At 74.3% G+C, this 18,030-nt stretch carries 14 protein-coding genes and 1 CRISPR repeat array; of the genes, 8 read left to right on the top strand and 6 right to left on the bottom strand.

Annotated elements, in window-relative coordinates:
• The first annotated feature begins 53 nt into the window (after nucleotides 1-53).
• The 5 genes from AB0I60_RS00265 to AB0I60_RS00245 all read left to right on the top strand — a co-directional run bounded on the left by AB0I60_RS00265 (nucleotide 54) and on the right by AB0I60_RS00245 (nucleotide 4,443).
• Nucleotides 54-1,238 carry a M35 family metallo-endopeptidase gene (locus AB0I60_RS00265; protein WP_360724507.1) on the top strand — a complete coding sequence of 395 codons (1,185 nt, stop codon included), beginning with the start codon at nucleotides 54-56 and terminating at the stop codon, nucleotides 1,236-1,238.
• Nucleotides 1,239-1,448: 210 nt separating this feature from the next.
• Complete coding sequence (locus AB0I60_RS00260) at nucleotides 1,449-2,000, top strand: sigma-70 family RNA polymerase sigma factor (protein ID WP_360724505.1); 552 nt, start codon at nucleotides 1,449-1,451, stop codon at nucleotides 1,998-2,000.
• An 81-nt stretch (nucleotides 2,001-2,081) separates the two neighbouring features.
• Nucleotides 2,082-2,717, top strand: a complete 636-nt coding sequence (locus tag AB0I60_RS00255) for an ATP-binding cassette domain-containing protein (RefSeq protein WP_360724503.1) — start codon at nucleotides 2,082-2,084, stop codon at nucleotides 2,715-2,717.
• Complete coding sequence (locus AB0I60_RS00250) at nucleotides 2,714-3,670, top strand: metal ABC transporter permease (protein WP_360724501.1); 957 nt, start codon at nucleotides 2,714-2,716, stop codon at nucleotides 3,668-3,670. The genes AB0I60_RS00255 and AB0I60_RS00250 overlap by 4 nt, the downstream gene beginning before the upstream one ends.
• The gene (locus AB0I60_RS00245) at nucleotides 3,643-4,443 is read left to right on the top strand and encodes a zinc ABC transporter substrate-binding protein (protein ID WP_360724499.1); all 801 of its coding nucleotides are present in this window, start codon (nucleotides 3,643-3,645) and stop codon (nucleotides 4,441-4,443) included. The genes AB0I60_RS00250 and AB0I60_RS00245 overlap by 28 nt, the downstream gene beginning before the upstream one ends.
• A 50-nt stretch (nucleotides 4,444-4,493) precedes the next feature.
• Here the strand turns inward: AB0I60_RS00245 and AB0I60_RS00240 are convergent, their stop codons facing one another.
• Both AB0I60_RS00240 and AB0I60_RS00235 read right to left on the bottom strand, forming a co-directional pair.
• The gene (locus AB0I60_RS00240) at nucleotides 4,494-6,140 is read right to left on the bottom strand and encodes a class I adenylate-forming enzyme family protein (protein WP_360724497.1); all 1,647 of its coding nucleotides are present in this window, start codon (nucleotides 6,138-6,140) and stop codon (nucleotides 4,494-4,496) included.
• Nucleotides 6,137-7,900 carry a CoA transferase gene (locus tag AB0I60_RS00235; RefSeq protein WP_360724495.1) on the bottom strand — a complete coding sequence of 588 codons (1,764 nt, stop codon included), beginning with the start codon at nucleotides 7,898-7,900 and terminating at the stop codon, nucleotides 6,137-6,139. Before AB0I60_RS00235 ends, AB0I60_RS00240 begins: the two co-directional genes overlap by 4 nt.
• Nucleotides 7,901-7,956: 56 nt before the next feature.
• Here AB0I60_RS00235 and AB0I60_RS00230 point away from each other — a divergent pair, with 56 nt between their 5' ends.
• Nucleotides 7,957-9,063, top strand: a complete 1,107-nt coding sequence (locus AB0I60_RS00230) for an acyl-CoA dehydrogenase (RefSeq protein ID WP_360724493.1) — start codon at nucleotides 7,957-7,959, stop codon at nucleotides 9,061-9,063.
• Between the two features lie 74 nt (nucleotides 9,064-9,137).
• Nucleotides 9,138-9,405: a CRISPR direct-repeat array (repeat unit 26 nt; unit sequence GGACCACCCCCGCGTGCGCGGGGAAA).
• Between the two features lie 207 nt (nucleotides 9,406-9,612).
• Here the strand turns inward: AB0I60_RS00230 and AB0I60_RS00225 are convergent.
• The 4 genes from AB0I60_RS00225 to AB0I60_RS00210 form a co-directional block, all read right to left on the bottom strand.
• A complete protein-coding gene (locus tag AB0I60_RS00225; RefSeq protein WP_360724491.1) occupies nucleotides 9,613-10,449 on the bottom strand; it encodes a hypothetical protein in 837 nt (278 codons plus the stop codon).
• A complete protein-coding gene (locus tag AB0I60_RS00220) occupies nucleotides 10,446-11,591 on the bottom strand; it encodes an MFS transporter (RefSeq protein WP_360724489.1) in 1,146 nt (381 codons plus the stop codon). Before AB0I60_RS00220 ends, AB0I60_RS00225 begins: the two co-directional genes overlap by 4 nt.
• A gap of 76 nt (nucleotides 11,592-11,667) precedes the next feature.
• On the bottom strand, nucleotides 11,668-12,216 hold the full coding sequence (locus AB0I60_RS00215; RefSeq protein ID WP_360724487.1) for a DUF5134 domain-containing protein: 549 nt from the start codon (nucleotides 12,214-12,216) through the stop codon (nucleotides 11,668-11,670).
• 97 nt (nucleotides 12,217-12,313) lie between these two features.
• Entirely contained in the window at nucleotides 12,314-12,694 is a 381-nt protein-coding gene (locus AB0I60_RS00210) for a hypothetical protein (RefSeq protein ID WP_360724485.1), read from the bottom strand.
• Between the two features lie 288 nt (nucleotides 12,695-12,982).
• Here AB0I60_RS00210 and AB0I60_RS00205 point away from each other — a divergent pair, with 288 nt between their 5' ends.
• Together AB0I60_RS00205 and AB0I60_RS00200 are read left to right on the top strand one after the other, a co-directional pair.
• Nucleotides 12,983-14,563: an FAD-dependent oxidoreductase gene (locus AB0I60_RS00205; protein WP_360724483.1), complete on the top strand. Its 1,581-nt coding sequence runs from the start codon at nucleotides 12,983-12,985 to the stop codon at nucleotides 14,561-14,563.
• Nucleotides 14,564-14,642: 79 nt separating this feature from the next.
• Complete coding sequence (locus tag AB0I60_RS00200; RefSeq protein WP_360724481.1) at nucleotides 14,643-17,996, top strand: S8 family serine peptidase; 3,354 nt, start codon at nucleotides 14,643-14,645, stop codon at nucleotides 17,994-17,996.
• Nucleotides 17,997-18,030: the final 34 nt, after the last annotated feature.

The raw sequence follows: 18,030 nt of genomic DNA, 5'->3' as shown, positions 1-18,030 counted from the left end.
ATCCGAAGGCATTTTCACGTCTACCGTCGTGAGGAGTCTCGAAGGTGAGAACCGTGTCAACCGCAGTGGGAGCGGCGATTGCCGTGTCGCTTCTCGTGGCCGGGCCGCTGCCCGCGCTCGCGGGAGCACCCCACCACCCGGTCACATCGCAGCAATCGCCCGACAAGGACGCCGTCAGCATGGCCGGCCAGTTCTCCGCGACCTTGACCGCGCAACCCCGGTACCGCCTCGGTGAGCCGATCGCGCTCACGTTCGACCTGCACAACGCGACCGGCCGGGACCACTCCGTGCTGGAGTGGAACACCCCGCTGGAGAACCCCGACCAGGAGGTCTTGGACTACCTGCGCGTCAGCCGCGACGGCGGCGAGCTGGGCTACGCGGGCCGCGTGATCAAGCGCGGCGACCCGGAACCCTCGGACTACCGGCTGATCCGGGCCGGGGAGACGCTGCGGTCCACGATCGACGTGTCGACCTCGTTCGAGATCACCGAGCCGGGCACCTACACGGCGACCCTGGACACCCACCTGCGGGACGTGATCGACCGCTCCGCAGACGCGCCTGCGGCCCGTGCCCTCGGCCAGTTCACCCGGGTCGACCTGGGCACCGCGTCGGTGACCTTCGAGGTGGTGGCCGGGGGCACGCCGCGCCTGCCCCTCTCGGCCGCCCTCCAGCCCGGCGACCAGACGGCGGACCGCCCGCACCTCGCCGACTCGCCCAAGGACCCGAAGTTCGTCGGCGGCACCGCGTCCCGGCGGGAGGCCACGGAGAAGGCGCACAAGAACGCGTACAAGTACGCCGACAAGTCGGTCGGCGCGCTGCCCAACCCCGCGCCCAACCCGGCACCGAACCGCTACATCACCTGGTTCGGCAAGTACCAGAAGGACCGGTACGCGTTGGCCCGGAGCCACTTCGTCAAGATCCGCGAGCACATGGAGGACACGGTGATCACCTACGACCTGGAGCCCGCGGGCTGCAAGTCGTCGGTCTACGCCTACGTCTACCCGAACCAGCCGACCAAGATCTACCTCTGCGGGCAGTTCTGGAAGGCACCGGGCACCGGCACCGACTCCAAGGCCGGGACCATCGTGCACGAGCAGAGCCACTTCACCGTCAACGGCGGCACCGACGACTACAAGTACGGCCAGGACGCGTGCAAGAAGCTGGCCAAGGACGACCCGGACAAGGCCGTGATGAACGCGGACAACCACGAGTACTTCGCGGAGTCCATCTCGATCTGACCCGCCGCACCACCCGGGACGACCAGGAACGACCGCGCCGGTCGGGAGCAGCCTCCCGGCCGGCGCGGTCGTGCACGGCGGTCGAGGACACCGGGTCGGTGGTCGTGGACCGGCCCGGTGTGTCGCGGCCCGAAGCTGCGGGCCTCCACCCCGGTAGTCGGGCCGTTCGGCCCACGAGTTCCCGGCGGGATGTGAATACGATCCGGAATCGTGGCCCACACCGATGACGACGTGACGCGCTGGGCGCTGGCCGCCCGCGCCGGCGACCGTGACGCGCTGGAGCGGTTCGTGCGCGCGACCCAGCGGGACGTGTGGCGCTTCGTGGCGCACCTGGCCGACGTGCGGGTCGCCGACGACCTCGCGCAGGAGACCTACGCGCGCGCCCTGACCAGCCTGCCCCGGTTCGCGGGGCGCTCGTCGGCCCGCACCTGGCTGCTGGTGATCGCCCGCCGGGTGGTGGTCGACCAGATCCGGCTGGCGCGCTCGCGGCCCCGGCTGTCGCGCGCCGAGGACTGGGTGGGCGCGGCCGACCGCCGCCGCGTCGACTCCGGGTTCGAGGGCGCGGTCGAGCTGACGATGCTGCTCGACGCCCTCGACCCGGACCGCCGGGAGGCCCTGGTGCTCACCCAGGTGCTGGGCCTGTCCTACGCCGAGGCGGCCGAGGTCGTGGCGTGCCCGGTGGGCACCATCCGGTCCCGGGTCGCCCGCGCGCGGGAGGACCTGGTCCGCGCGACCGGGCGGGGTGCGTCCGAAGTGGGCTGAAGTCCCGGGAACCAACCCGGTGGGGTGAACGACCTGTGGGGGAGCGCGCCTCCCGCGCGCACCCCGACCGGAGAGGTGCCCGTGACCGCGCTGTCCGTGCAGTTCGAGGACGTGCACTGCCGATACGGCCGACACCCGGCGGTGGCGGCGGTCGACCTGCACGTGCCGCCCGGCCGACGGGTGGCGCTGATCGGCACCAACGGGTCGGGCAAGTCGACGCTGCTGCGCGCCGTGCTCGGGTTCCAGCCGCTCGCGGAGGGGATCATCGAGGTCGGCGGCGACCGGGCGGTCAGCGCGGCGCAGTGGCGGGTGCGCCGCCGCCAGGTGGCGTGGATACCGCAACTGCGCTCGACGGGCCGGTTCCCGCTGCTGCTGCGCGAGCTGCTCGCCAGCAGCGGCGCCGCCGAGGCGGCCGGGGCCGTCGCCGACCGGCTGGGGCTGGGCGGGCTGGGCGGGCGCGGCGTGCACACGCTGTCCGGCGGGCAGTTGCAGCGGGCGTGGCTCGCGCGGGCCGCCGGCTGCGTCGCGGCGGGCGCGGGCGTGCTGCTGGCCGACGAGCCGACCGCCGCGCTGGACTTCGCGGGTCAGGCCGAGGCGGCGGACGTGCTGGCCGGGCTGCCGGTGACGGTGCTGGTCGCCACGCACGACCGGGCCGTGGTCGACGCGTGCGACCGGGTGGTCGAGATGGCCGCCGGGCGGCTGCGGGACGTCGCGTGAGCGCGCAGTGGGCCGAGCTGCTGGGGCTCGTGCCGGTGCAGCGCGCCGGGCTCGGGCTGCTGCTGGGCGCGGTCGCCCTGCCCCCGGTCGGGGTGCTCATCGTCGGGCTGGACATCTACCCGGTGCGGTTCGCCATCATGCACGTCGCACTGCTGGGCAGCGCGATCGGCCTGCTCACCGGCACCGACCCGCTGCTGTGGGCGCTGCTGCTGTGCGCGGTCGCGGGCGGCGGGTTGGCACCGTTCGCCACCACGCCCGGCGGCCTGTCGGGCGCGATGGGCCTGTTGATGAGCCTGGCGATCGCGGTGGCGCTGCTGGTGCTGTCCATCTCCGGGGTGAACGCCAACGGGGCGTTCGAGCTGCTGTGGGGTTCGATCCTGTCCACGCGCGTGGTGGACCTCGTGGTGCTCGCCGTGCTGGCGGCGACGATCCCGGCCTTGTTCTGGTGGCGTCGGCGGGACCTGTCGCTGCTGCTGCACGACCGCGAGCTGGCCGCGTCCTCCGGTGTCCGCACCGGCCCGTTGACCGCCGCGCTGCTGGTGGTGATCGCGGTGTCGATCGCCGGGGCGATCAAGCTGACCGGGGCGCTGCTGGTGGACGCGCTCACGCTGCTCCCGGCCCTGGCGGCGCGGCGGATCGGGCGCGGCCTGACCGGCATGGTCGTCGCCTCGATCGCGATCGGCCTGGTGGTGGCGGTCGCCGGCCTGCTGCTCGCCCTGGCGCTGGACCAGCCGCCCGGCCCGGTGCTCGTCCTGCTGGCCGGCGTGATCGCGCTGCTCGCCCAGCTTGCCCCGACCCGGTCGACCACGACGCCGGCACCGGGGAAGACGACCCGGAAGACGACGCGGGGTACCGCACCGAAGACGACCCGGAAGACGAGCCGGGGTACCGCACCGGAGGCGGCCCCGGAGAAGCCGACCCGGACGTGGTCGGCACCGACAAGGAGAACCTGACCGTGAAGACGAGACACCTCGGGGTCGCGCTGCTCGGCGCGCTGCTGGCGCTCACGGCGTGCGGGTCGCCCGCCGCCGAACCGGCCGCACCCGCCGGCAAGAAGGTCGTCGCGGCGACCGCCTGGGAGGGCGCGCTGGCCAAGGCGGCGGGTGCGACCGACGTCGCGGTGATCGTCCCGGCGTCGACCGCGCACGCCGCCGACTACGACCCGAAGCCCTCCGACCTGGTGGCGGTCGGCAAGGCGGACCTGGTCCTGTACGCGGAGTTCGAGGGTTTCGCGGGCAAGCTCAAGGACGCCGCCGGCGGGAACGCGAAGGTCGAGGCCGTCACGCTGGACAACACCCCGGACGTGGTGAAGTCGGAGGTGCGCCGCCTCGCGGGCCTGCTGGGCACGGCACCCGCCGCCGAGGAGTGGGTGACGAAGTTCGACGCGACCCTGTCCGGCGCGGCGGGCACCGTGAAGGCCGCGTGGCGCGACGGCAAGGCGCCCAAGGTGGTCAGCCAGGCGTTCGTCGCCTACATGGCGGCGATCACCGGCGCGGAGGTCGTGGGCACCTACGGGCCCGGACCGGTGACGCCCGCCCAGCTCGCCGACCTGGCCGCCAAGCAGCCGGACCTGGTGCTGGACAACGCCCACATGTCCACCGGCACGGTGCTGCCGGACTCACCGGCCAAGCAGGTGAAGGTGGTCAACTACCCGGGCGCGGACCTCGACCTCCTCGGCGTCTTCACCACCAACGCCGAGGAGATCGCCAAGGCCCTCGAGAGCTGACACCGCCGACCCGCCGGCGTCGGCACGGGCCAGGTCGGCACGGGCCGGCCCTAGCCGGCGGAGAGGCGTTCGGCGGCGTGCGCCTGGACGGCGCGGCGGTCCACCTTGCCCGCCGCGCCCAGGGGGAGTTCGTCGAACCGGACCACGCGCTCGGGGAACTTGCGCGGTTCCAGGCCCCGGTCCGCCAGGTGGGCGGTCAGCTCCTCCAGCGCCAGGTCGCGGTCCGCCACGACGCAGGCGCACAACCGCTCGCCCAGCACGGGGTCCGGCACCGGGACGCACACCACGTCCCGCACCGCCGGGTGCGTCACCAGCAGGCCCTCCACCTCCGCCGGGCTGATGTTGAGCCCGCCCCGGATCACGACGTCCTTGCGCCGGCCCACCACGTGCAGGTAGCCGTCGGCGTCGACCAGGCCGAGGTCGCCGGTCCGCACCCCGCCGTCGGGCAGCCGGTAGCGCTGGTCCAGCTCCGGTGCGCCGACGTAGCACATCGGGGTCATCGGGCCGAGCGAGGTGATCTCCCCGACCTGGCCGCGCGGCACCTCGCGCAGCTCGTCGTCCACGATCCGGATCTTCGCGACGTCCGGGTTCGGCCGGCCTGCGGTGGCGGCGCGGTGCGGCGGGTCGTCCACCGCCGTGTGGCAGTTGACCCCGTCCGCCGACCCGTAGACGTTGACCACGGCACAGCCCAGCGCGTCGCGCACCCGTGCGGCGGTGGTGGCGTCGAGCGCGGCTCCGCCCAGGGCGACCACGCGCAAGCTCGTGGTGTCGTAGCGGGAAAGCGCGGCGTGGTCGGCGATCATCCGGAACATCGTCGGCACGGCCAGCACGTGCGTCGGCCGGGCGCTCTCGATCATCGCCAGCGCCGCTTCGGCGCTGAACCCCGGCATCAGCACCAGCGTACCGCCGTGCACCGCCAACGTGACCGACGTGCCGTTGCTGCCGTAGGACGACGCCAGCGGCACCATGACGAAGTTGCGCAGCACCGGCACGTCGCCGATTAGCGCGCCGATGAACCGCCCACGGCCGCCGACGAGCGCGTTGTGCGAGTACAGCACCATCTTGGGCTCCGCCTCGGAGCCCGAGGTGACCAGGATGCGGGCCGGGCCGTCGGGGTCGGGTGCCGAGGGCACGAACCGGGTCGGGTCGGAGCGCAGCAGCGCCGACAGCGGCACGCACCCGGCGGGCGTCGGCCCGTCGCCGGCCGCCACGACCGTGCGCAACTGGGGCAGGTCGCCCGCCATTGCCCGGGTGGTGCGGGCGCACGGGTAGTCGCCGTGCGCGGTCGCGGTCACGGCGGCGACCGCGCCGGACCGGCTGAGCAGGCTCCACGCCTCCCGGTCGCCCCGGCCCACCGGGTAGGGCAGGACGATCGCGCCGAGCGCGGCGACGGCCAGGTCGACCGCGCAGGCGAGCCGCCCGTTGGGCAGCTGCACCCCGACGACGTCGCCCGGTTCGACGCCCAACCCGGCCAGCCCGACGGCCAGGCAGCGCACCAGGACGTCGAGTTCGGCGTAGGTGGTGGTGCCGCCGGGGTCGACCACGGCGGCGCGCGCCGGGTGGGTGGTGACCTGCTCGTGGAACAGCGAGTACAGGTCGCGGTCCCGGTAGCGGCCGGTGGCCGCCCAGGACCGGCGCACCTCGGCCGGGACCAGGTCGACCAGGTGGCGGACGTGCGGAGCTGCGGCCAGGGTCATCTGAACCTCCACGGAGAGCCGAGCACGGGACAGCCGCGGTCGTCGCGGCCCAGGACGGCGGCGAAGCGGGGGTCGTTCGGCAGCGCCGCGAGGTCGTCGGTCACCGGGACGCCGCAGACCAGGCCGTCGACGGGTGCCCGGAACCCGGCCGGGCGGCGGGCGGGCGCGGTCCGGCCCAGCAGCGCCGCCGCGCCCAGCAGGCTGCTCTCCACGGCGACGCCGCGACCGGTCGCCCGGCGGGTGAGCAGCCCGGCCAGCACCGCCTCCGCGCCGACCAGGCCGCCGAGCACGTCCACCAGCGTCATCAGCGACGGGGCCGGGGCCTCGTCGGCGGCGCGGACCAGGTCGGCCAGGCCGGTGCGGGCCTGGACCATGAAGTCGGTGCCCACCGGCAGGTCGGCGTCGGTCGCGCCGCCCCAGCCGGACGTGTAGGCGTGCACCAGGCCGGCGGGCAGGTCGGCGGCGGCCAGCCCCCACCGCTCCGCGTTGCCCGGGGCCCAGTTGTGCAGGAAGACGTCGGCCGGCGCGAGCGCCGCGCGCAGGCGTCGGCGGTCGGCGGGGTCCTTGAGGTCGACCTCGACGGACTCCTTGTTCCGGTTGAGCGCCAGCCAGCGCGCGGACACCCCGCCGCTGGTGGGCGGCATCCCGCGCAACGGGTCGCCGCCCGGCGGCTCCACCCGGACCACCCGCGCGCCCAGCAGCCCCAGCAGGTGCGCGGCCAACGGGGCCTGGATGCGCCGGCCCGCCTCCCACACGACCAGGCCGTCCAAGCCGGTCGGGGACACCCGCCACGGGTCCGGCGTGGCGAACTCGTTCCCCAGCAACGGGTCCGGTGCTGCGCCTGTGGTGTGCGTGCCCGTGGTGTGAGTGCCCGTTGTGGGCGTCAGCCGCCAGGGGACGACGTCGGCCGGGAGGTCGGCTGCCGGTCGCACCGCGCAGGTGCTCGCGCCGCTCGCCGCGCCGGCGGCCGTGATCCGGGCGAAGGGGGCGGCGCGGGCGGCGGCGTGCAGGGCGTCGGGGAGCGGGGCGGTCGCGGTGGCGTAGCGGAACTGGTAGGGCCGCCAGCCCGCGCCGACGGCGGCGCGGTCGGCGTCGAGCGCTGTCCAGAACGCCGCCCACACCTCGGGGACCAGCGCCTCCACCTCGAACCGCACGCCGTCGGCACTGGTGAACGGCGGACCGCCGGGGGTGAGGTCGACCGCCTCGCCCTCGGCCGCGCCGGCGGCGGCGAGGTACTGGGACACGGTCAGCAGGGCCGCCTCGGCGACGCTGGTCCGGACCTCGTGCTCGCCGTCCGGGTGGCGCAGCACGCTCGCCAGCAGCCCGGTCGTGGCGAGCACGCCGGCGGCCGTGCCGCAGTAGTCGACGGCCGGGCCGCGCGGTGCGCCCGAGCGTCGGCCGTGCACGTGCATCACCCCGCACGCGGCCTGCGCGGTGGCTTCGTCGCGCAGGCCCGGCACGTCGACCGGCCCCGCCCAGTCGACCACCACCGAATGCCGCCCGGTCGGCAGGCTGAGGACCGCGTGCGCAGCCGTGTCGTCGAAGGGGCCGCCGCGACCTGTGCCAAGCAGGTCTTCGCGGTCGTGCTGAAGGCTGCTGCGTTGAGAGCCTCCGATGCGGCCGTGGTCGTCTCCGGCCGTGACCTCTGCGCCGAGGGCCGCCAAGTGCTCGCGGAGCACCTGCGCGGCGGCGCTCGATCCCGACACGGCCGCTGTCGCGCCGTCGAGCGCGGCGAAGCACGCCGTTTTGCGTCCCGTCATGACAGACAGGTCGCACCAACCTCTGTTCGGGTTCCCGCGATGGTGTGATGTGAGACGTGAAACGTGACAGCGAGTTGCGCCGAGCACTGCGGGAGTTCGTGGACGCGGTCGTGGTCCCGGCCGAAGCCGAACTGGAGGCGGGCACGCTCGACCTGCGCGACGAGGCCAGGGCGGCGGGCCTCTGGGCGCTCCCGCTGCCCGCCGCGCTGGGCGGCGGCGGGCTGCCGCTGGCCGACTACCTGGCGCTCGCCGAGGACGAGGGGCGCAGCGACCACGGGCCCGCCGTGCTGGGGTCGTCCAGCCTGCTCACGGTCCGGATGCTGACCGCGCACGCTCATCCCGCGCTGCGCGAGGCCGTGCTGTCACCCCTGGTCGCCGGCGCGATCTCGGTCGCCTACGCGATGACCGAACCGGGAGTAGCGGGATCGGACCCGACGAGCCTGCGCACCACAGCGGACCAGGGGACGGACGGCTGGTGGACGGTCCGGGGCCGCAAGTGGTTCACCACCGGAGGCGGCGACGCGGACCTGGTGCTCGTGGTCGTCCGGACGGGTGACGGCTGCTCGGTCGTGGCGGTGCCGACCGACCTCCCGGGCTTCCGGGTGGTGCGGGAGCTGGACGTGCTCGGGGTCGGCGGCCAGCACGAGATCGAGTGCGACGGGGTTCGCGTGCCGCCCACCCACCTGGTCGGCGAGCCCGGCCAGGGCTTGAGGCTCGCCGCCGAGCGCCTGGCGCTGGGCCGCACGCTGCGCGCGTTGCGCTGGGTGGGCCAGGCGCAGCGCTGCCTGGACCTGCTCGCCGCCCGGGCGTCCACGAGGGTGCTGGGCGACGGCGTGCTGGCCGACCGGCAACTGGTGCAGCGCTTGGCGTTCGAGGCCGAACTGGCGGTCCGCGCCGCCCGCCTCCTCACTCGTGAAGCCGCCACCGCAGTAGCCGCCGGCGAACGAGCACCGGTAGAAGTAAGCCTCGCCAAAACCGCCGCCGCGCGAGCACTGGGCGAAGCAGCCGACGCGGCAGTGCAGGTACACGGCGCAGAAGGACTAACCGCCGAGTCGGGCCTACCGCGTTTGCTGCGAGTAGCCCGCTCGGCCCGAATCCTCGACGGCGCAGAGGAATGGCACATCTCCACAACAGGCCGTCGTCTACTTCGCGGTCGAGGTTGACCGGGTCGGGGGCTCGACTGGTGCGGTCGAGACGGCTCCTCGCAAGCAACCATCACCAGCACCCGAGTGCCCGCCGACCACCCCCGCGTGCGCGGGGAAAACGTACGGCTTGACCTTGACGCCGTAGCCGCTGAGGGACCACCCCCGCGTGCGCGGGGAAACCACGCACGGGCCGGTTGACGCGCGGTACACCGAGGACCACCCCCGCGTGCGCGGGGAAAACGCTGACGAGGAACCCGGCGAGGTGCGGCGCGGGGGACCACCCCCGCGTGCGCGGGGAAACCTGGGCTGCGGCGCGGAGAAGGTCGCCGATCTGGGACCACCCCCGCGTGCGCGGGGAAAACACTTGCTGAGCTGGGAGTCTACCCGTCAGTACTCTGGTTTTGATTCGGTTTGTCCCGGTCTCGAAATAGAGGTTGGGGGTGCACAACAGGTCATTGATCCGCGAACTCAGCCATCAACGCACCCGCACTTCCGCTCCCATCGGCAGCAGTCAGCGTGCACCGGATCCAAGCGCGGCATGGCTGACCGGACGGCTAAAGCGTGCGGTCACCAGTGGTCGGGGTTGGCTAGGCCGAGGAGCAGGGCTGCGCCCAAGGCCATGAAGAAGTCGCCCCACACCACCCTCAACCCGGTTCGCCCGTCGTACTCGGCGGTGCCCCGGGCGGCCTCGCGCAGGAGTCGCTCGCCGGTTGCCCGGGTACGGACATTGTCGGACTTCAGCAGCGCCACCGCCGCGATGGCGGTCGCCGACGCATCCGGGTCCGGCGCGGTCCACTGGTCGGCCAGAGTGCGGAACCGCCGATCGAAGCCGTCGAACCGACGATCACCATCCACACAGGACAGTAGCAACCACGCAGAGCCCCGCCGCCACGCGACTTCTCCGCAACCCAGGTGGGTTTCCAGGTGTCGACGCGCAACCTCGTCGTACCCGTGCGCGGCGAGCAACGGCACCACGCCCGCCGCGCCGTCCGGTCGGATCGGTGGGCCATCGGGCGCCAGGGCCGTACCCCAGGGGATCGCGCCGATCCGCTCGTCATAACACTCAGCCAACCGCCGTGCAACGTCCGAAGTGGACGGCTCCGGGGCGTGCAAGCCCGATCGCTCGCCACCGCTGCCGTACCAGAAGACCATGCCCCGGCAGACCGTGTCCGCCTCCGCCCACACGTCCAGCCGCCGCCGGACCGGCACCGGGTCGCCGACGCCGGTCGCCGACGCGCGCAAAGCCAGCAACCCCGCCCAGAAGCCGCCCGTCCACGAGCCGCGTGCCGTCGTCGTCCACGAACCGCCGTCCGCGAACAGCGGGAACCTGGTCCCCACCTCCCGCTCCACCTCGGTGACCCGGTCGCACGCCCTGTCCAGCAGCTCCCGCACCCAGTCGGTCACGTGCCCACCGCCGTGCGCCTGGCCATCCAGACCGCCACCGCCGCCGACACCAGGAACGCCACCCCGACCACGCCCCACAGCCACGGGTAGCCCGCGTGCTGCACCACCAGACCCGTCACCGGCGGCCCCAGGGCGAACCCGCCGAAGAAGCCCGAGGACGCGACCGCCGCCGCGCGGCCGGCGGCCCGCTGCGGCACCGCGCGCATCACCGCGACCATCGACACCGCGTTGCCCGACACCGCGAACACGCCGATCCCGACCGCTCCCACCCACACCAGCCAGGACGCCCACTCCGCCGCGAGCACCAACCCGACCGACCCGGCCGCGCCCAGCGCGAGCCGGGGCAGCACCGAGGCCGGGTCGGCGGCCCGTCCCGCCGCACCGCTCCACACCACCCGGCCGGCGATGCCCAGCACGCCCATCACCGCGATCAGCCACGCCGCCACCGGGGCCGCCAAACCCAACCGGTCCACGCCGTAGAGCGCGAAGTACGTGTTCACCGACGCCAGCCCGAACCCCAGCGCCAGCGAGAACCCGGCCAGCGCCGCCACCCGGTCCCCGACACCGCCGACCGGCCCGCGCGCCGCGCCCGGGGCGGCCCCGACCGGCAGCCGCGCCGACACCAGCGCGCCGACCAGGCACAGCGCCGCCAGCACGGCGACGCCCCAGCGCCAGTCGACCACCGATGCCACGCCGGCCAGCGGGACCCCGGCGACGAACGCGCCCAACTGCACGCCGGACTGCTTCCACCCGGTCACCGCGCCGCGCTCGGCCGGCCCGACCGAGGCCATGATCAGCTTGTTGGTCGCCGGGTTGGCCAGCGCCTGCGGCACCCCGCCCAGCGCCACGCCGGCCGCCACCCACCACGGCGAACGGGCCACCGCGAGCACCGCCAGCGCGCCCGCGCTGAGCGCGAACAGCCCGACCAGGCTGCGCCTCGGCCCGATCCGGTCGACCAGCGCCCCCACCGGCAGCGACAGCAGCGCGGCCACCCCGAACCCGGCCGCGACCAGCACCCCGAGCTGCCACCGCGCGACCCCGGACTCGGTGACCAGCACCGGACCCAGCGCGCCCAGCACGAACAACTGGAGCATCGACACGGCCATCGCCGCCGTCGACAGGACCGTCACCCTCGTCGTCACCGCGACATCACACCACCCGTGCCCGGATCGGTCTCCGCGCCGAGCGCGAACCCGACCCATCCCGCGCCCAGACCCGTCACCTCAGCGCGAACAGCAGCACGGCCACGCCGCCGTTGAGCACCGCGTGCCCCACGACCGCGACCCGGGACGCGACCCGGTCCGCCACGCCCCGCGTGCACGCCTCGCGCAGCCACCAGCCGGCGACCAGCAACGACCCCAGCCCCAGCACCGACGCCGGGAAGGACACCGGCCACCCCGGGTCGTCGCGCCCGTGCGCGCCCACCCCGACCGCGACCAGCGCCCACACCAGCGCGAACCCGCCCACCGCGTGCGAGGCCGGCACGGCGGCCACCCGCAGGTCGGGCTCACCGCCGCCGACGGCCACCAGCCCGCGCGCGGTGAACCACGCCCCGGCGCACGCCACCAGCGCCACCTGCGGCCACACCGGCAGCCACGACCCCCACGGCCACACCACGGCGATCAGGGCACCGCACGTCACCGCGTGCGCGCAGCCGTCGACCCGGTGCACGACCGCCCGACCGGTGGTCAGGCCGCACAGGTGCGCCAGCCCGACCGACCCGATCGCGGCAGTCACGACCCAGCGCGCCACCACACTCTCGACCATCCGCGTCCGTTCGCCGTCACCGGGCCGGTCGGCCCACCCCAGTGGTCGTGCGGGTGGGCCTCCCGGTTCCCGCAGCGCGCGGAATTCCCCGGACCGGTCAGGAGCGGAACTTCTCCCACCGGGGCGCCAGCACGAACAGCAGGGCGCACACCGCCACGATCCGCGCCGAGATGACCAGCCCCGCGACGCCGCTCATGGCCGCGGCGAGCAGCCAGACGCCCACCGCGATGGCGACCAGGGCGGCTCCCCACCGCTGCCACAGCCACAGGGCGGCCAGGGCGATCGCCTCGGACACCAGGGCGATGATGCCCAGGACCATGGGGATGGTCAGGTTCTGCCCGTGGTCCAGATCCTTCGAGGCGACGACGAGCGCCGCCACCAGCCCCACCAGCACCGCCGCGCTGTAGAGGACGAGCCAGATCGTCAGGACCACCCCCCGCCCCGCCGGTTGCACGCCGCTCTTGCTCTCCGCCGTCACGTCCACACGCTCCCCACCTGGCACCGACACAGCGAGCGTTCGACGGATCCGGGGCGGCGCAGGATCCCCGACGCCGCCACGTTCCCCGGGACGGAGCAACGGGCGCGGTGCCCGTACGGGCAGTCCTCGCGGAAGAAAGGGCAACGGCGGGCCCCCGGACGTGGACGCCCGACCGCCGGTGGTGGTCGGATCCTCATGTTTCGCAGGTCCGCCGTGAATGAGCCCCTGGCGCTCGGCCGGTGCGGGACCGCGTCCGGTCACTCGCGGCATTCGACGTTGGGAGTGCAGATGTCCGCCTTGACACGTCGGCGTTTTCTGGAGGCCGTCGGCCTGGCCGGTGGTGCCGGCGCGATGTTCCACACGATGGGCGCGCTCGGGCTGGTGCCCGAAGCGGACGCGACGCCGTTCACCCCTCCCCGGGAGGGTGACCTGGTGCCGGGCAGCCGGGGGCGGCGCGTCGTCGTGCTGGGCGCCGGGATCGCGGGGCTGGCCACGGCCTACGAGCTCGGCAAGGCCGGCTACGACTGCGTGCTGCTGGAAGCGGGGGAGCGGCCCGGCGGTCGCGTGTGGACGGTGCGCGGCGGCGACCGCGCGCGCGACCTCGACGGGCACGTGCAGACGGCCGGGTTCTCGCGCGGCCACTACTTCAACGCCGGGGCCGCGCGGATCGCGCAGTCCATGGTCACCCTGGACTACTGCCGCGAGCTGGGCGTCCCGATCGAGCCGTTCGCCAACCAGAACGCCGACGCGCACATGTTCGACTCGAACGTCGAGGAGCGCGCGACGACGATGCGCGCGGTCAAGGCCGACACCTTCGGCTACGTCTCCGAACTGCTGGCCAAGGCCACCGACCGGGGCGCGCTGGACGCCGAGCTGACCGGCGCGGACCGGGAGCGGCTGCTGGCGTTCCTGGAGACCTTCGGCGGCATCGGGGGCAAGGCGGACGGGTTCGCCTACCGGGGCGGCGACCGGCGCGGTTTCTCGGTGCTGCCGGGGGCGGGCACCGAGGCCGGCACGCCGCTGGGGCCGCCGGAGGCGCTGTCCCGGGTGTTCTCCCGCAACCTCGGCCGCGCCTTCTTCTTCGAGCTGGACCACCAGTACGCGATGATGATGTTCCAGGTGGTCGGCGGCATGGACCGCATCCCGGAGGCGCTGGCGTCGGCCGTGGGCCGGTCGCGCATCCGGTGCCGGTCGGAGGTCCGCTCGGTCACCAACCGCGAAGACGGCGTCGAGGTCGCCTACCGCGACGCGCAGGGCGTGACCAAAGTGGTGCACGGCGACTTCTGCGTCGCCTCGCTCCCGCCGCACATCATGGCGCGGATACCGCACAACCTCGGCCCGGAGGTGACGGCGGCGCTGTCCACCCCGGTGCCGTACGCGGTGGGCAAGCTCGGCCTGGAGTACGGCCGCCGCTGGTGGGAGCAGGACCTGCGGCTCTACGGCGGCATCACCCGGACCGACCTGGACCTCAACCAGATCTGGTTCCCGTCCGCCGGCCTGCACGGCGAGCGCGGCGTGATCCTGGGCTACTACAACTTCGACACCCAGGCGACCACCTACGACCGGTTGGCCCCCGAGGACCGGGTCCGCCGGGCGCTCGATCTGGGCGCGCGGATCTACGGCGACGTGTACCGGCAGGACGTGCGGTCGTCGTTCTCGGTGGCGTGGTCGCGGACGCCGTGGAGCGAGGGCGGCTGGGTGAACTGGGCGTCGCGCGACACGCCCGAGTACCGGTTGCTGACGAAACCGGCCGGCCGCGTGTACTTCGCCGGCGACTGGCTCACGCATTGGATCTCCTGGCAGAACGGCGCTTTCCTGTCCGCGCGCGCGGTCGTCGGCGCGATCCACAGCCGCGTCGCGGCGGGCTGACGGCGACCCGGTCCGGGGCGGACCGGTGGTCGCACGGGCACATCGGCGCAACACCACGAGGGGTAATGGGGGTAGTCGGATGGATACGGGAAGATCACGTCCGCGCCGGGCGCGGACATCGGCGCTGCTGGTGACGGCGGTGGTGACGGCCGCGTCCCTGGTCGCGCCACCCGCCGGCGCGCAGCCGGCAGCGGGGCAGCCGGCAGCGGGGCAGCCGGCACCGCCGTCGGTGGTCGGGCGGCACACCATCACGCTCGTCACCGGTGACCGGGTCGAGCTGAGCACCTTGTCGGACGGGCGGCAGGGCGCGGCGTTCTCGGCCGCGCCCGGCCGCGAGTCGGTCGGATACACCTCCCGGTCCGTCGACGGCCGGTTCCTGGTGGTGCCGGACGACGTCGCGCCGCTGGTGGCCGCCGACCGGGTGGACGAGGGCCTGTTCGACCTCACCGCGCTGGTTGCCGAGGGGTACGACGACCAGCGCAGCCCGCAGTTGCCGCTGATCGTCCAGTACGACCCGGCGTCGGTGCGGGCCGAGGCGGTGTCCGCCCCGACCGGTGCGACGGACCGGTTCGTGCTGGAGAGCATCAACGCCCGGTCGGTGTCGCAGGACCGGGCGCGGGCCACGGCGTTCTGGTCGGAGGTCACCGCCTCGGGCGCGGTGCGCAAGGTGTGGCTGAACCGCAAGTTCCGGACCGTGCTGGACCACAGCGTGCCGCAGGTCGGTGCGCCGCAGGCGTGGGCGGGCGGGTTCGACGGGACCGGCGTCACCGTCGCCGTCGTGGACACCGGCATCGACCGCGCGCACCCGGACCTGGACGGCGGGAAGGTGGTGGCGGAGGCCAACTTCTCCGCCGACCCGGACACCACCGACCGCAACGGGCACGGCACGCACGTCGCCTCGACCGTGGCGGGCACCGGCGAGGCCACCCCGGTGGTGCGCAAGGGCGTCGCGCCCGGTGCGAGCCTGCTCAACGCCAAAGCCCTCGACAAGGACGGCGAGGGCGGTGCCGACGGGGTGATCAACGCCCTGGAATGGGCCGTCGAGCAGGGCGCGGACGTGGTCAACATGAGCCTGGGCGGGCTGTTCCCCGCCGAGGGGCCCGACCCGATCTCGCTGGCCGTCGACTCGGTCAGCCGGTCGAGCGGCGCGCTCGTGGTGGTCGCCGCCGGGAACCTGGGCGAGCAGGGCGAACGGACGATCACCAGCCCGGGGTACGCCGACGAGGCGCTCACCGTCGGCGCGGTCGACCGGGAGGACGAGCTCGCGGAGTTCTCCAGCCAGGGGCCGCGACGCGGCGACCTCGCCGTCAAACCGGACCTGACCGCGCCCGGCGTGGACATCGCGGCGGCCCGCGCCGACGGCACCGCGCGCGGCCCGATCGTGGACGACCGCTACCAGCGGCTGTCCGGCACGTCGATGGCCACCCCGCACGTCGCCGGGGCAGCGGCGATCCTGGCCCAGCAGCACCCCGGCTACACCGGCACCGCGCTCAAGGACGCCCTGATCTCCACCGCGCGGACCGGCCCCGGCCACAGCGCCTACCAGGTCGGCGGCGGGCGGCTGGACGTGGCGCGGGCGCACGGCCAACGGGTGCACGCCGCACCGGGGACGCTCAACCTGGGCTACCTGTCGTGGCCGCACCCCGGCCCGGTGACCAGGACCGTGACCTACACCAACGCCACGGCCGCCGAGGTGACGCTGCGGCTGTCGCTGGAGCTGACCCACCAGGACGGGAGCACCCCGCCCGCAGGCATGGTCACCGTCGACCGGGCGCAGGTGGCGGTACCCGCGAACGGCACCGCGTCCGTCACCCTGACGCTCGACCCCGCAGCGGGGGCCAGTGGCCGCTTCGGCGGCTACCTGCACGCGGTCGGCGGCGACATCGCCGTGCACACGTCGATCGGCACGTACGTGGAGCGGGAACTGCACGAGGTCGCGGTCACCGCCATCCCGCACAGCGGCACCCTGGACTGGAGCAGCCGGGTCGTCCTGTGGAGCCCGGCCGGCGGCCACGTCGAGCAGTACGTGTCGGCCGGCTCGCCGACCGCGACCTTCCGCGTCCCGCCTGGCACCTACACCGCCGTGGGCTTCCTGGAGACCGCAGACGCCTCCGGGGAGAAGGTCGTGGAGACGACGTTCGTCAGCGACCCGGAGTTCGAGGTGTCCGGCGCGACGTCGCTGACCCTGGACGGCCGGACGGCGAACGAGATCGTGGTGAACACCGAGCTGCCCACCGCGACGTCCGCAGTGACCCTCTCCTACTACCGCGCGCTCGGCGGCCGGTCCGACCACATGACCGCGTCCAAGACGCACGCCGTCCGGGCGTTCGCCGCGCCCACCGAGACGGTCACCGAGGGCGAGTTCGAGTTCTTCAGCAAGTGGGACCTCACCACACCGCCGGACGGCCAGGGCACGCCCCCGTCCTACGAGTACGACCTGCTGCTGCCGGAGAAGCAGCGCGTGCCGGCGTCGTTGACCTACCGCGCCGACCGGGGCAACACCGCGATCCTCGACACCTGGTACCTGGCCGACGAACCGGGCACCGAGGGCCGGGACATGCGTTACGCCTTCCGCCCGTACAGCAGCAGGGTTGTGGACCGGCAGCGGGACGTGCCCCGGCCCCTGCACCGGACCTACTTCGTGTCCGCCGCCGACGACACCTCGTGGCAGCACCAGGTGTGGTCCGGCCCGGCCGCCGAAGGCCGGTTCACCGGGCCGGTCACGACCTACCGGCCGGGGACGGCGCAGCGCGAGGAGTGGCTGCGCCGACCGGCCCGGCCGGGCGCGGTGCCGTCCGCCGCGCCGTCCACGCGCACCGACGACACGTTCCGGTTCTCGGTGGCCCCGTACGCCGACCCCGAGGGCAACGGCAACAGCACGGATTTCGACGACGTGCACCTGGCCGAGCTGGAGGCCGACGGCGTGCCGCTGTTCCGGCTGGACCGCCACCCGACCCCGGACAACGCGGTGCCCGCCGTGCCGACGCCGGCCACGTACCGGCTGACCTACCGGAACGAGCGCACGAAACCGTGGTGGAACTACTCCACGCGCACCGAGACCACGTGGACGTTCCGCTCCAGCCGGCCGCAACCGGGCCGCACGGACCGCGTCCCGCTGGTGCAGGCGGACTACCGACCGGCCCTGGACGACTACAACCGCGCGCCGGCGGGCTCGTACGGCTTCCCGGTCCACGTGGGCCACGTGCCCGGCGTGGCGGGTCCGCCGATCACCGAGGTCCGAGGCCGGGCGTCGACCGACGACGGCCGCACGTGGACCCCGATGCCGTTGCTGGACCTGGGCGGCGGGAACTACGTGGCCCAGGTGGTGAACCCGCCGTCCGGCGCGGTGTCACTGCACCTGACGGCGACGGACGGGGACGGCAACGCCCTCGACCAGACCATCATCAGGGCGTACGGCGTCGCCGGCTCGTGATGGCGCTCCGGGGGCGGGGTCGCGTTGTGCGGCC

The organism is Actinosynnema sp. NPDC050436 (assembly GCF_040655415.1).
Taxonomy (GTDB): domain Bacteria; phylum Actinomycetota; class Actinomycetes; order Mycobacteriales; family Pseudonocardiaceae; genus Actinosynnema.
Note: the sequence above shows the minus strand (reverse complement) of the source record. Positions and strands in the feature narration are given on the sequence as shown.